At 71.7% G+C, this 12,473-nt stretch carries 14 protein-coding genes; 12 read left to right on the plus strand and 2 right to left on the minus strand.

Annotated elements, in window-relative coordinates:
* Positions 1 to 148: 148 nt before the first annotated feature.
* Positions 149 to 571, minus strand: a complete 423-nt coding sequence (locus STRTU_RS07250; protein WP_159742787.1) for a hypothetical protein — start codon at positions 569 to 571, stop codon at positions 149 to 151.
* A 277-nt stretch (positions 572 to 848) separates the two neighbouring features.
* Between STRTU_RS07250 and STRTU_RS07255 the strand changes: the two genes are divergently transcribed.
* From STRTU_RS07255 to STRTU_RS07270, 3 genes are all read left to right on the plus strand, one after another.
* The gene (locus tag STRTU_RS07255; protein ID WP_159742788.1) at positions 849 to 2,138 is read left to right on the plus strand and encodes a GAF domain-containing protein; all 1,290 of its coding nucleotides are present in this window, start codon (positions 849 to 851) and stop codon (positions 2,136 to 2,138) included.
* Between the two features lie 239 nt (positions 2,139 to 2,377).
* Positions 2,378 to 3,238, plus strand: a complete 861-nt coding sequence (locus STRTU_RS07260; RefSeq protein WP_159742789.1) for an LLM class flavin-dependent oxidoreductase — start codon at positions 2,378 to 2,380, stop codon at positions 3,236 to 3,238.
* Positions 3,239 to 3,308: 70 nt separating this feature from the next.
* Positions 3,309 to 4,187 carry an NUDIX domain-containing protein gene (locus tag STRTU_RS07270; RefSeq protein ID WP_371873565.1) on the plus strand — a complete coding sequence of 293 codons (879 nt, stop codon included), beginning with the start codon at positions 3,309 to 3,311 and terminating at the stop codon, positions 4,185 to 4,187.
* A gap of 2 nt (positions 4,188 to 4,189) precedes the next feature.
* Here the strand turns inward: STRTU_RS07270 and STRTU_RS07275 are convergent, their stop codons facing one another.
* Positions 4,190 to 5,563 (minus strand): NsdA family TPR-like regulatory protein, encoded by a 1,374-nt coding sequence (locus STRTU_RS07275; protein WP_159742790.1) that lies wholly within the window; start codon positions 5,561 to 5,563, stop codon positions 4,190 to 4,192.
* A gap of 188 nt (positions 5,564 to 5,751) precedes the next feature.
* Between STRTU_RS07275 and STRTU_RS07280 the strand changes: the two genes are divergently transcribed.
* The 9 genes from STRTU_RS07280 (at position 5,752) to STRTU_RS07320 (ending at position 12,301) form a co-directional block, all read left to right on the plus strand.
* Positions 5,752 to 6,543 (plus strand): 2-keto-4-pentenoate hydratase, encoded by a 792-nt coding sequence (locus STRTU_RS07280; RefSeq protein WP_159742791.1) that lies wholly within the window; start codon positions 5,752 to 5,754, stop codon positions 6,541 to 6,543.
* A gap of 66 nt (positions 6,544 to 6,609) precedes the next feature.
* Positions 6,610 to 7,479 (plus strand): acetaldehyde dehydrogenase (acetylating), encoded by an 870-nt coding sequence (locus STRTU_RS07285; protein WP_246240196.1) that lies wholly within the window; start codon positions 6,610 to 6,612, stop codon positions 7,477 to 7,479.
* 14 nt (positions 7,480 to 7,493) lie between these two features.
* A complete protein-coding gene (dmpG, locus tag STRTU_RS07290; protein WP_159742793.1) occupies positions 7,494 to 8,519 on the plus strand; it encodes a 4-hydroxy-2-oxovalerate aldolase in 1,026 nt (341 codons plus the stop codon).
* Positions 8,516 to 9,523 (plus strand): beta-ketoacyl-ACP synthase III, encoded by a 1,008-nt coding sequence (locus STRTU_RS07295; RefSeq protein ID WP_159742794.1) that lies wholly within the window; start codon positions 8,516 to 8,518, stop codon positions 9,521 to 9,523. The genes dmpG and STRTU_RS07295 overlap by 4 nt, the downstream gene beginning before the upstream one ends.
* Positions 9,513 to 9,743 carry an acyl carrier protein gene (locus STRTU_RS07300; protein WP_159742795.1) on the plus strand — a complete coding sequence of 77 codons (231 nt, stop codon included), beginning with the start codon at positions 9,513 to 9,515 and terminating at the stop codon, positions 9,741 to 9,743. The genes STRTU_RS07295 and STRTU_RS07300 overlap by 11 nt, the downstream gene beginning before the upstream one ends.
* Positions 9,744 to 9,750: 7 nt before the next feature.
* Positions 9,751 to 9,963: a hypothetical protein gene (locus STRTU_RS07305; protein WP_246240198.1), complete on the plus strand. Its 213-nt coding sequence runs from the start codon at positions 9,751 to 9,753 to the stop codon at positions 9,961 to 9,963.
* Positions 9,960 to 10,595: an HpcH/HpaI aldolase/citrate lyase family protein gene (locus tag STRTU_RS07310; protein ID WP_246240201.1), complete on the plus strand. Its 636-nt coding sequence runs from the start codon at positions 9,960 to 9,962 to the stop codon at positions 10,593 to 10,595. The genes STRTU_RS07305 and STRTU_RS07310 overlap by 4 nt, the downstream gene beginning before the upstream one ends.
* On the plus strand, positions 10,592 to 11,122 hold the full coding sequence (locus tag STRTU_RS07315; RefSeq protein WP_159742796.1) for a MaoC family dehydratase: 531 nt from the start codon (positions 10,592 to 10,594) through the stop codon (positions 11,120 to 11,122). The genes STRTU_RS07310 and STRTU_RS07315 overlap by 4 nt, the downstream gene beginning before the upstream one ends.
* 9 nt (positions 11,123 to 11,131) lie before the next feature.
* Positions 11,132 to 12,301: a GNAT family N-acetyltransferase gene (locus STRTU_RS07320; RefSeq protein WP_159742797.1), complete on the plus strand. Its 1,170-nt coding sequence runs from the start codon at positions 11,132 to 11,134 to the stop codon at positions 12,299 to 12,301.
* The last annotated feature ends 172 nt before the right edge of the window (positions 12,302 to 12,473 follow it).

Here is a 12,473-nt window from a genome sequence, read left to right on the forward strand (position 1 = left end):
GCGCCAGTCAGGGGCGCGCCGGTCAGCGCGCCGTACGGGTCCGGGACCCCGCCGGTCCTGGACCCGTGCCGGTCAGCGCGCCGTACCGGCCGGGCAGCCGTGCCGGTCAGGGAGCGGTGCCGCGCCGACCCGGCACCGCTCCCCGGTCTCAGGGGTGGCCGGGGCGCTCCGGCGGGCCCGGGGTGCGACCGCGCAGCGCGGCGTCGATGGCCACGACGATGTCGCCGTCCGGTGCGTGCGGCGGAAAGGCGGCCAGCACACCGCGCGCCTCGTAGTACCGCAGCACCCGGCAGGACTCGTCCGCGCCGCTCCGCTCCGCGCCGCGCAGCAGGACCACGAGATCGGCGAAGGCCAGCGCGGGCAGCAGACCGCCGGTGCCGGCCGCCCGGTCGAGGAGCTGCGGAGCACCGTCGACGACATAGCCCTCGGCGGGCAGCCGCTGACTCCGGATCAGCAGGTCGACCGCGGGCAGCCGGGCGATCCCGTAGTGGTCCGCGAGCCGGGCCGCACGCGCGATGCGTACGCCCTCGTCCGCTCCGATCACCACGACACGCGGGGCAGCGGCCCTCATGGTGCGCCCCCTCCTCCGCACTGCCGACATCACGCCCGGCGGCCGATGGTGTCCCCGGCCGCGACCGGCGGTTCTCCGACGGGTGACCGGCGAACCTGGGTGGTGGGGCACCATCGGCCGCTGAGCCCAGATTCCCCGCCAGACCTCATAGGCCACAACGGTTGCATTCCGTTGCAGTGCTGCGGTCCGGACCTGAACAATGGCCCTGCCAGGACTGCCTGGTGACGGCACGGGGGCACGGGGGCACGGTCCGGGACAGTGCACAACGGAGAGCATCGTGAGCGACAGACCGATCGACAGTGCCATCGGGTCGGCCCAGGACATCCGCGTGACCACACACCGCCTCGCCGCGGTCCGGGAGGCCGTGCTGGCGGGCGAGATCGCGTCCGACGCGCCGTCCGACGCGCCCCGCGCGGTCATCGGTGAGTCCTGGCGCCGGGTGCGGGTCTCCGGCGTGGACCCGGACCGGGACCGGCCGCAAAAGCCTTTGCCCGTCGCGGAGTTGGAGTACCGACGGCAGATCTCCCGGCTGGCCCCGGTGCTGCCGGTGCTCAACGAGGGGCTGCTGGCGGCGGCCGACGCGGCCCAGCAGATCATGGTCGTCACCGATGCCGAGGGCCGGGTGCTGTGGCGGGAGGGCAGCGCGCCGGTCCGCCGGATGGCCGACCGGCTCGGCTTCGACAAGGGCGCCGACTGGACGGAGGGCGTCGTCGGCACCAACGGCATCGGCACGGCCCTGGTGGCCCGCCGGCCGGTGCTGGTGCACTCCGCGGAGCACTTCGTCCGCAGCCACCACGGATGGACCTGTGCCGCCGCGCCGCTCCACGACCCGCGCGACGGGCGGCTGTTGGGCACGGTGGACGTCAGCGGTCCGGCGCCCGGCTTCCACCCCACCACGCTCTCACTGGTGTCCGCTGTCGCCCGGCTCGCCGAGGCCGAGCTGCGCACCCGCCACCACCTCTCCCTGGAACGACTGCGGTCGAGCGCGGCGCCGCTGCTGGCGCGAATCGGCGGCCGGGCGCTGGCCGTCGACCCCAACGGCTGGGTCGTGGGCGTAACGGGACTGACCCCGCCGGACCGGGTAGCACTGCCCAAGTCCCCCGAGGCCGGGCCCCTGTGGCTGCCGCGCTACGGCATGTGCACCCTGGAGCCGCTGCCCGGCGGCTGGCTGATCCGTATCGGCCGGCAGGAGCGGGACATCGCTCCGAGCCGGGTAGTACTGGACGTCAGCGCCCGGGACGGTTCAACGGTCACCGTCACCGGACCGGCCGGCACCTGGTCGCACGAACTGACCCCGCGCCACGCCGAGTTGCTGTTCGTCCTCGCCGCGCACCCGCAGGGACGCAGCGCCGCCGAACTCGCCCGCGACCTGTTCGGTGACGACAGCCGCACGGTCACGGTACGCGCCGAGCTGTCCCGCCTGCGCCGCCATCTCGCAAGTGTGCTGGCCCACCGCCCCTACCGCTTCGCCGAAGGGGTGGAGGTAGAGCTCCGGCTGCCGCCACAGCCGGTCCATCTGCTGCCACAGTCACTGGCACCCGCGGTGGCGGCGGCGCGGCGGGGGTGAGGGCGCGGGCGGCCCCCTCAGTAGCAGCGGGCGGGCCGGGCCGGAAAACCGGATGCGGTGCCGTGCGGACCTCTCGTACGGTGGCCGTGCTCTGAATCAGCTCTCCAGAAGGCCGTCGCAGAACGGGAGCAGCTCGCGCGCAAGCAGGTGCGGAGCCGAATGAGTGGGCGACACGACAATCCGTGATCACGCATGCCCGCATGCGTTTTCTGCCCGCATGCCCTTCTGGAGGACACCCCATGTCCGTAGGTCTTGGCCTTCCCATCGGCGACCCCGCACAGCTGCTGAGCTGGGCTCGGCGCGCCGACGCCACCCCCTTCTCCACCCTCGCGCTCCTCGACCGGCTGGTCTTCGGCAACCCCGAGCCGCTGGTCACGCTGGCCACTCTGGCCGGCGCCACCTCCCGGATCCGGCTGCAGACCGAGGTGCTGCTCGCCCCGCTGCACCGTACGGCGCTGCTCGCCAAGCAGGCCGCCACACTTGATCTGCTGTCCGGCTCCCGCTTCACCCTCGGTATCGGCATCGGCGGACGCGACGATGACTATCTCGCCACCGGCGTCGACCTGCGCACCCGTGGCCGGCGGCTGGACGCGCAGATGGCGACGGTGCGGCGCCTCTGGGCCGGAGAGCCGCTCTCCGCGGAGGTCGGCCCGGTCGGCCCCGCCCCGGCGCGGGCCGGCGGGCCCGAGGTGCTGTTCGGCGGTTTTGTGCCCGCCGCGCTGGAGCGCGTGGCCCGGTGGGGCGATGGTTTCCTCGGCGCCGCACTGCCGCCCCGGCATATGGACGGTCTGTTCCGTCAGGTGGAGGACGCCTGGGACCGGGCCGGCCGTACGGGCAGGCCGCGGCTGCTGGCCCAGGTCAATGCCGCGCTCGGCCCGGAACCGACCCTCGACCGCGCCCGCGCGGAACTGCGCGCCTACTACGCGCCGCACAGCTACACCGACCACGTGGTGGACGGTCTGCTCACCACCGGGGAGCAGATCCGTACGGCGATCGCCGCGTTCCGGGCGATCGGCGCGGACGAGGTGATGCTGTATTGCTGGTCCCCGGATCCGGACCAGGTCGAGCGGCTGGCGGAGGCGGTGTTCGGCGGGGAGTAGGAGGCCGGGGCGGGAGGGGGCGGGCGGCGTTCCTAGGCAGCGGCCGGGACGGCTCGACGAGAAAGCCCTCGTGCCCACCGTAAATGCGCCCCTGGCCGAGACCGGACGGCTGCGTCTGGCCCGCTGTGTGGTCGAGGACGGCTGGCCCCTGCGCCGGACTGCCGAACGCTTCGAGGTCGCCCACCCAGCGCGGTTCTACGATGGGCCGGTGACCGAGACGCTGCCCCCCGTGGGCATTGACCTCTTCGACGTTGAACGGCTCCTGCTGACCGAAGCTGCGGAGCCGCCGCTGCAGCGCCAGGACGCTAAGGCCCGAGACCGGGTGTGGGACATGGCAGTCCGGGCCAACCCCACCCTCTTCGACGGGCCTGTGGTGGCGTGTGGGAGACTGGAGCGGACCGGCCCGCGCGTCCTGCGCCTTTCCTGGGTGCGTGTGACTTACCGGCACTACGCTTTGCGTCGTGTTCCCGGCTCCACCGCGCTGCCCTCGTTGTTCGTAAACGTCGTCCAGCCGACAGACGACGGCCGTGTGCTGGCGGCGAGAATGTCCCCCTCTACGGCAGCCCCGGGCCGCTGGCAGCTGCCAGGGGGATCTGTGGAGCCTCCCCCGAACGGGGCGGTGCTGGACGAGTCGGCACTCGTCGGCCAGGCCGCGCGAGAGCTCGCTGAGGAGTTGGGGGTAGGCGCGGCCGCCGAGGACCTGAAGCTGTGGGTCGTCACCCGCGGCGAGAACGGCAGTATCGGCCTGACCTACCTCGCCCCGGCCCTTCCCGAGGCAAAGCTGCACGCGGACTTCACCGCTGCTGCGGCAGCCGAGCGCGTCCAGGGCCGCGAACCTGAACTCGACGACATCGCCCTGGTGCGCTCACCGGACGAACTGGCTGGTCTGGCCGGTCCGCACGCGGACTACCTGGAGCCGATCATCCGCCGCTTCTCCGGGTGCGGCTGAGGTCAGATGCCGGCGAGGAAGTCGCGTCCCCGTTCGTCGAGCTCGGCCACGCACCGCAGGCCACGAGCCCGGAAGCGTGCGAGGTCGCTGCGCATGCTGGAGACCGCCTTTCGGGTGCGGACGGAGCGGACACCACCCATGTGGTCGATGGCCCGGTGCCAGGTGGTGCACGCCTGCTCAACGCTGCCGCGCTTGAGGTGCATCTCCGCGCCCGCGACCAAGTCCAGGGCCACGATGCGTGCGTAGGTTTCCGCGGGGCGGGCCGTGGCGGCCAGCGCGTACTGCTCGGCGGCGGCCCGGTGATCTCCCAGGCTCTCGTGGACCTTGGCGGTGCGGGAGTACACCGAAGCGGCCGGTGGACCCCAGGCCAGCGCCCAGAACGGCACCTCGTCACCGGGGGCACCGCTCAGCAGGGCCCTGGCATGTTCGGCTTCGGCGAGGGCCGCGCGGCGCTTGCCGCTCTTGGCCAGGGTGTGGGCGTGAACAACGCGGAAGAGGGCTTCAGTCTGGGCATCCACCCACCCCTTGGCCCGGTTCAGTCCGGTCTCGGCCAAGCCCAGGCAGTGCTCGGGTCGGTGGAGCCTGAGGCCCTGCATAGCCATCGTGCGCATGACGAATCCGTCGTGCCCGCGCAAGCCGGATTCGGCGGCCAGGGCGTAGGACTGGAGGTAGTAGCGCTGGGCGAGTCCCTGCTGACCTGCGTCGTAGCTCTTCCAGCCCAGCAGGTGGACGCCTCTGCTGGCGGCGGAAAGCATCTGCTGGCGGACTTCGGCGGTACGGAACCGGGCCCGGCACAGCGGGGCGACGTCGTCGCGGAGGTAGGTGACCAGGGCGCTGCGGCCGTGTTGTCCACCGTGGCGTTCGTCCATCTCGGAGAACGCCTGGATCATTTCGCGGACGGCGGCGACTTCGGCCATGCCGACGGTGTAGCCGGTACGGGCGGCCTCGGCGCGGGAGGCAATGTCATGGACGTGGCTTAGGGGTAAGGCTGCGGCTGCCACGGAGTAGGCGGAGGCCGTCAGGAAGCGGCGGCGGTCCAACTCGTACCTCCACATCGGCAGTAGGGCGTCCAGCGGGTCGCTCCCAAGGGACAGCCCGATGGTGTCATTCTCCGCGTCCGCTGGGGAGGGCAGACCGAGGTCGGCGGGGGTGACGAGGCGGCCCAGGCGCCGGGATAGCGCGACCGCGAGATACCTGGGGGTGTTTCCGCGGGGCACGGAGCCGCGACACCAGTGCTCGATGTTGGACTTGTTCGTGCGTAAGTGTGCGCCGCATTCGGCGGCGACCGCGCAGACCGCCTTGGCGAGCGCCTCGTAGGTGAGGCCGGATTCGGCGACAAGGGCGCTGAGTTGGAGATTCGGCGTGCGCGTGGTCATGGCACCTGCCTCGCATATACGCGATATACCGCTTGGCCTGCCCGTCACCGTACCGCCGTGAAGCGCACGCCGGTTGACTCTTCATCAGGCCCGGGCCCTGGCGGCAGGCATCAGCGCCGCCCCGGTTCTGCTCCCGTGCCCACGCCTGCGAACCGCAAGTGATGCCCCATGTCCCGAGGAGGATCGTCATGGACGAGCTGGATGACCGCTGGATCGCCGCTACGGCCTCGGCACTGCTGGCGGCGGAGTACGAGCGCGTCCCGATCGAAGCGCTGACCGTCCGACGGCCGGACCTGCTGTTGGATACCGCCTACCGGGTGCAGGCCGCGGCGGTGGACCGGCGGATCGCGGGCGGCGCCCGCGTCGTCGGCCACAAGGCGGGTGTGACCTCCAAAGCCATGCAGGAGCAGATGGGCGTCTACGAGCCGGATTCGGGTGTCCTGTTGGACGACATGGTGCTGTCCACCGGCGACGTCCTGGTTCGGTCCGTGCTGATGCGGCCGCGAGTGGAGGCCGAGATCGCGTTCCGGCTCGGCTGCGACCTGTCGGGCCCGAACGTGGGTCTGGACGAGGCACGGGCGGCGGTGAAGGAGGTGTTCCTCGCCCTGGAAGTGATCGACACCCGTTTCACCGGCTGGCGGATCACGGTCGCGGACAGCATCGCCGACAATGCCTCCTGCGCACGGGTCGTCACCGGCCCCGTGGTGCCGTTCAGCACGGATATGGACCTGGCCGCCGAGCCTCTGGTCGTCAGTGTCAACGGCACCGCAGTGGCCACCGGGGAGGGCCGCGCCATCCTCGACGACCCGCTCCGTGCCCTGGTGTGGCTCGCTGGACGGCTGCACCGCTTCGGCACCGGTCTGCGCGCGGGGCAGCTGGTTCTGGCCGGGGCCGTGCACGCCAGCCTCCCTCTGGAGGCCCGGAGCACGGTGTACGCGCGTTCGCCGCATCTGCCCCCGGTCGAGCTGCACGTCCGCTGACCCGCGGCGCCTGGCCGGCGCCGCCTCCTCATGCACTACCCCTCCCCTTGAATGAAGGAGCGGCCGATGGCTGCTGATGAACAGCGTCTGTGTGTCGCCGTACTCGGCGCGGGCCTGATCGGGATGGACCTCGTCGACAAGATCCGCCGGTCGGCGAAGCTGGAGCTGGCTTTGGTGGCAGGCCGCGACCGGGACAGCCTGGGGCTACGCCGGGCGGCCGGCATGGGCCACCCGACCTCCGCCGGCGGGATCGGTGCCGTGGTGGAGGCCGGGCCCATCGATGTGGTCTTCGACGCCACCAGCGCCGACAGCCACGCCGATCACTGGGAGGCGCTGCGCCCGACCGGCACCACCCTGATCGACCTGACCCCCACGGGGCTGGGCACGGTCACCGTCCCGGGAGTCAACGGCCGCCGGGTGGCGGCTTACCGGCACTTGAACCTCATCAGCTGCGGCGGGCAGGCGGCCGTTCCGGTCCTGTACGCCATCGCGAAGTCCTGTACCCCCACCTACATCGAGGTGGTCTCCACCGGGGCGAGCGCGAGCGCGGGCCGGGCCACTCGCCTGAACCTCGACCAGTACATCGCCACTACCTCCGCCGCGATCCGGACCTTCACCGGCACCAGGGACACGAAAGTGATGGTCAACCTCAGCCCCGCCCGGCCTGCTCCGCCGTTCCGGGTGGCCATGACCGTCCTCGCGTACGGTATCCGCCCCGCTTCGGTCCGCACGAACATCGCGAAAGCTGCCCAGGCCGTGCGCGCGTACGCGCCCGGGTTCAAGGTGACCTCGCTCGCCGTGGAGCCGGGCCGGATCTCGGTCGCGGTGGAGGTGACCGCCTCCGGAGGCCGCCTGCCCCGCCACGCCGGGAGCGTGGACATCATCAACGCCGCCGCCGTCCTGCTCGCTGAGCAGTCGGCCGCCGCCTCCCGATGAAAGGAATCCCGCCCATGGACACAACCCCCGACCAGCGGCCGCAGATCCTCCTGCACGACCCGACCCTGCGCGACGGCCACCACGCGGTCAGCCACCAACTCGACGCCGACCAGCTCCGCGTCTACGCCACCGCCGCGAACGCCGCCGGTGTACCGGTGGTGGAGGTCGGCCATGGCAACGGCCTGGGCGCCTCCAGCCTCCAGATCGGCCGCGCCCGCCTCGACGACGCCACGATGCTCACCACCGTCCGCGAGGCCCTCACCTCGTCGCGTATGGGCGTGTTCATGGCCCCCGGCTGGGGCACCTCCGACGACCTGGCGGCCGCCGTCCACCACGGCGCTGACGTCGTACGGATCGCCGCGCACTGCACCGAGGCCGACGTCACCGAACGCCACCTCGGCGTCACCCGCGACCTCGGCGCCGAAGCCCAGGGCGTCCTGCTCATGAGCCACATGGCCAGCCCCGGCAAGCTTGCCGAACAGTGTGCCCTGATGGCGGAGTTCGGCGCGCAGGCCGTCGGCATCATGGACTCCGCCGGCCGCTACCTCCCCACCGAAGTCACCGAGCGGGTGCGCGCCATCGCAGCCGCCGTCGACGTACCGGTGATCTTCCACGGCCACAACAACCTGGGCCTGGCCGTGGCGAACAGCCTTGCCGCCGTGGACGCGGGGGCCTCGGTCCTCGACGCGACCGCCCGCGGGTTCGGTGCCGGGGCGGGCAACACCCAGATGGAAGTTCTGGTTGCCGTTCTCGAACGCCGCGACGTGGCCACCGGGATCAGTCTGCGCAAGATTCTGGCCGCCGCCGATGTCGCCACCGAGCGTCTGATGAAAGCCCCTCCGTCAATCGACTCGATCGCCGTGGCCAGCGGGCTCGCCGGAGTGTTCTCCGGCTTCAAGCGGCCAGTCCTTCAGAGCGCCCGCGCCGAAGGCGTCGATCCCATCGACCTGTTCCTTGCCCTTGGCGAACGACAAGTTGTCGCCGGGCAGGAGGACCTGATCGGCGACGTCGCCCGGCAGCTCAAGGCGGCCGCCCGATGACCACCGCATCCGCAGTTGCCGGGAGGGCGGCCGTGGTCTGCGGAGTCGGCGCAGCCCTGCCCCCGCACATCGTCGCGAACGCCGACCTGACCGCACGTCTGGACACCACCGACGAATGGATCCGCTCACGGACCGGCATCAACCAGCGCCACGTCGCCGGGACGGATCTGTCCACGACCGATCTCGCCGTACGGGCCGCCGTTCAGGCTCTCGCCGACGGCGAACCGGGCCCGGTGGAGGCCGTGGTGGTGGCGACGACCACCCCGGACCGCTGCTGTCCGGCCACCGCACCCGCCGTGGCGACACGGCTCGGGCTGACCGGCATTCCTGCCTTCGACCTCGCGGCCGGCTGCACCGGCTTCCTTTACGGCCTCGCCACCGCGGCAGGGTTCCTTGCCGCCGGCACCGCGCGGACCGTCCTGGTCGTCGGCGCCGACCGCCTCGCCACCCTTCCCGACCCCGAGGACCGCACGACTGTCCCGCTGTTCGGCGACGGCGCCGGAGCCGTGGTGCTGCGCCGCGGCAGCGCGGACGAGGCCGGGGCGCTCGGGCCGGTGGTGCTGGGCAGTGACGGCACCGGCGCCGACCTGATCCGGGCCGCCCGGCCCGGCGCCCTGCACGTGGACGGAGCCGATGTCTTCCGGCACGCGGTCGACCGCATGGCCTCCACCTCCCGCCAGGCTGCAACCGCCTCCGGGTGGGAGCTCGTTGATGTCGACCGCCTGGTCCCGCATCAGGCCAACAGCCGCATCACTGCCTTTGTCGCCCGCCGGCTCGGTTTCTCCGACGACCGCCAGCTCAGCAACATTGCCGAGACCGGCAACACGGGCGCCGCTTCCATCCCCCTGCTCCTGGCCCGCTCCGCCGCCGACGGCCGCCTCAAGCCTGGTCACCGCACCCTGCTCACCGCGTTCGGCGCGGGACTGACCTGGGGCGCCACCACCCTCACCTGGCCCGACCTCTCTCTGACCCGCCTTCCGGAAGGAGCCGGACATGACCGGTGACCTCACCCGCATCCTGACCCACGACCTCAAGCTGCCCGCCGACCGGCTCACCGACGACGCCAGTCTCGACCACGCCGGATTCGACTCCCTCGCCATCGTCGAACTGGCCGTCCTCCTGACCGACCGCTGCGGCATCGACATCAGCGACAGCGACATCAAGGACGCCGCCAACCTCGGCCAGCTCGACCTCCTCATCACCACCAAGCGCAGCGGAAGGTGACCACCCCATGACCAGCACCAGCCGCCGACCCGGACGGGCCTGGATCATCACCCCCGGCCTGCACGGGCACCGCTTCGCCGGCGCGCAGAAGTCCGGCGCCGCGGTCGCCGTCGTCGACATCGAGGATTCCGTCGCCCTCCCCGACAAGCAGACCGCCCGCGCCGCCTCCGAAGCGTTCTTCGCCCTCCCGACCCGCCGTGCACCCTCGGCATCCGGATGAACAGCCTCACGACGCTCGACGGTGTCAAGGACCTCATCGCCCTCGCCGCCTACTCTGCCCGGCCCGACCTCATTGTGGTCCCCAGGGTGGAATCCCCCCGCGACATCGAGCTCGTCGCCGCCACGCTCGACACTGACGGCTACACCCCCGACATCTGGGCGCTGATCGAAAGCCCCCGGGCTTTCGACACCCTCCCCGTGATCATGCGCGCGCCCCGGCTCGGCGGCGTCGTCTTCGGCTCCGCCGACTACGCCGCCTCCGTCCGCTGCGGCCTGGGCTGGGACGCCCTCCACTACGCCCGCTCGGCCCTCATCAACGCAGCCAGCGCTGCGAACATCCCCGTGGTTGACGCGCCCACCTGGGAACTCGACGACCCCGGCATCCTGCGCCGTGACGCCGAGCGGGCAAAGGAACTCGGCTTCTACGGCAAGGGCTGTGTCCACCCCCGCCACGTTCAGGTGATCAACGACGTCTTCACACCCACCACCGAGGAAATCGCCCAGGCCCGCGCCCTCGTCGCAGCCGCCGACGCCAGCGGCGGAACGGTGACCACCGTGAACGGGCAGATGCGCGGCACTCCCTTCTTCGACACCGCCCGCGCGCTCATCGCCGAAGCGGACCGTACGGCATGAGCCCCGGACTGCCGCACGGCTACCGCCAGATCGGCGAGGACCGGATCCGTGAGAGCGTCGGCCTCTCCTACCCCGACCTCGCTCCCGGCCTGGTCATCGAGCACCGGCCCGGCCGAACCGTCACTGAAGTCGACAGCCTGTTGGGAGCGGCCCTGAGCGGCAACGTTGCCCCCATCCACACCGATGCCCACTACAGCAGCCAGACCCAGTGGGGCCGCATCCTGGTCTGCTCCGGCGTCACCCTCAACCTCGTGGCCGGCATGACCGTCCGCAGCATCAGCGGCCTGACCACCGCCAACCTAGCCGTCGACCAGGTCCGTTTCACCGCGTCCGTCCACATCGGCGACACCCTGTACGCCGAGACGAAGGTCCTCACCCGTCGAGCCTCCCAGAGCCGTCCCGACACCGGGGTCATCACCTGCCACACCACCGCCCACAACCAGGCGGGCACCAGCGTCCTGGTCTTCAACCGCACCTTCCTCGTCCCCCTGGACGCCGAGGCCGCCCGCGACGCCACCGACTATTGAAGGCGGACCATGAACCAGCAGCTGACCTTCGCCCCAGCCGATGACGGGCTGTGGGAGCAATATGACCAGCTCGCCACCCGCGCCTACGGCCACCCGATCCGGGACATCACTCACCTGCGCGAGCACGCTGACCTCCAGGTCGTCGTTCGCAGCGGCCGGGTCGTCGCCGGCGGCCTCGGCCTCCTCGTCGATCAGTTCTTCGGCGGCGCTCCCGTCCCCAGCGCCTGCCTCGGCGACGGATGCGTGGCGCCCGAGGAACGCGGCGACCACCTGGCGGCCGACATGGCCGCCGAACGGCTGCGCCCCCTGACAGAGCGCGGAGCGGTGATCTCTACGATCACCACCTCCTCCACCGGCTACGCCCGCCGCCTCGGATGGGAAGCCCCGACCGGCGTCCTAGCCTGGGCGGTGGCCACCGACGAACTCAAGCGCTCCTTCACCGACACAGACTTCGAGGTCGAGCACGGACTGACCGAGGAAGCCGAAGCCCTCCAACGCGACCTCGCCCGCCAGTGGAACGGCCCCGTCCACCGGCCCCCCTGGTGGAACAGGTGGAAGCACGACAAGACCAACCTCACCACCTACTGCTTCGCCCGGCCCGGCCACCGCACCTCCGGCCTCCTCAGCCTCACCACCAAACGACACGAGCGCCACGGCATGAACCTGGCCGTCCACGACTTCTGGGCCACCAGTCAGCCCACAGCCGCCGCCATGCTCGCCTTCCTCGGCCGCCACAACACCCGCGCCCGCATCATCGCCTTCCGGCGCGGCGCCCTCCCCCCTTACCCCACCCTCCTCCACGGCCTGCGCCATCACCGCACCACCGCTGAAGCCTGGCACCCCTGGATGCTCCGCATCCTCGACATCCCCGCGGCCATCCGGCTCCGCGGCTGGCCCAACGACCTCACCGCTGCCGTACCAGTGGAGATCGAGAACGAGACCGGAGAGTGGTGCCGGTGGATGCTTCATATCAAGGCCGGAACGGCCGAGATCGTCCCCACCCACGTCGAGGGACAGGTGACCTTCACACGGGGCCAGCTCGCGGTCTGGTACGCCGGCGGCTACCGGTCCACCATCTCGGCCCGCATGGCCGGAGTCCACGCCGGATCGGAGAAGGCGCTCGCGGCCCTCGTCCTCAGCACGGCACAGTTCGAGCCCTGGCTGCCCGACCACTTCTAAGCAGCCACGGGTGTTTCCCTCTGTCAACACCCCGTGATGAGCCGGTGGGCTCCACGGGCCCCTCCGCCCCGCCACCCGTCCGGCCGACTGCTGTCGCCGCCCGGCCGGGGCGGGCCTAGCGTGCCGACTGCGGGCCGTGCGTTCCCGGGCGTGCGGCCGCGGGAGGTGAGTG

Source organism: Streptomyces tubercidicus (assembly GCF_027497495.1).
GTDB classification, from domain to species: domain Bacteria; phylum Actinomycetota; class Actinomycetes; order Streptomycetales; family Streptomycetaceae; genus Streptomyces; species Streptomyces tubercidicus.

Coding starts and splice junctions, on each gene's coding strand:
- STRTU_RS07250 (WP_159742787.1), bottom strand. CDS start 571: ATGAGGGCCGCTGCCCCGCGTGTCGTGGTGATCGGAGCGGACGAGGGC.
- STRTU_RS07260 (WP_159742789.1), top strand. CDS start 2,378: ATGTCCGTAGGTCTTGGCCTTCCCATCGGCGACCCCGCACAGCTGCTG.
- STRTU_RS07275 (WP_159742790.1), bottom strand. CDS start 5,563: ATGACCACGCGCACGCCGAATCTCCAACTCAGCGCCCTTGTCGCCGAA.
- STRTU_RS07280 (WP_159742791.1), top strand. CDS start 5,752: ATGGACGAGCTGGATGACCGCTGGATCGCCGCTACGGCCTCGGCACTG.
- STRTU_RS07285 (WP_246240196.1), top strand. CDS start 6,610: ATGGCTGCTGATGAACAGCGTCTGTGTGTCGCCGTACTCGGCGCGGGC.
- dmpG (WP_159742793.1), top strand. CDS start 7,494: ATGGACACAACCCCCGACCAGCGGCCGCAGATCCTCCTGCACGACCCG.
- STRTU_RS07295 (WP_159742794.1), top strand. CDS start 8,516: ATGACCACCGCATCCGCAGTTGCCGGGAGGGCGGCCGTGGTCTGCGGA.
- STRTU_RS07300 (WP_159742795.1), top strand. CDS start 9,513: ATGACCGGTGACCTCACCCGCATCCTGACCCACGACCTCAAGCTGCCC.
- STRTU_RS07305 (WP_246240198.1), top strand. CDS start 9,751: ATGACCAGCACCAGCCGCCGACCCGGACGGGCCTGGATCATCACCCCC.
- STRTU_RS07310 (WP_246240201.1), top strand. CDS start 9,960: ATGAACAGCCTCACGACGCTCGACGGTGTCAAGGACCTCATCGCCCTC.
- STRTU_RS07315 (WP_159742796.1), top strand. CDS start 10,592: ATGAGCCCCGGACTGCCGCACGGCTACCGCCAGATCGGCGAGGACCGG.
- STRTU_RS07320 (WP_159742797.1), top strand. CDS start 11,132: ATGAACCAGCAGCTGACCTTCGCCCCAGCCGATGACGGGCTGTGGGAG.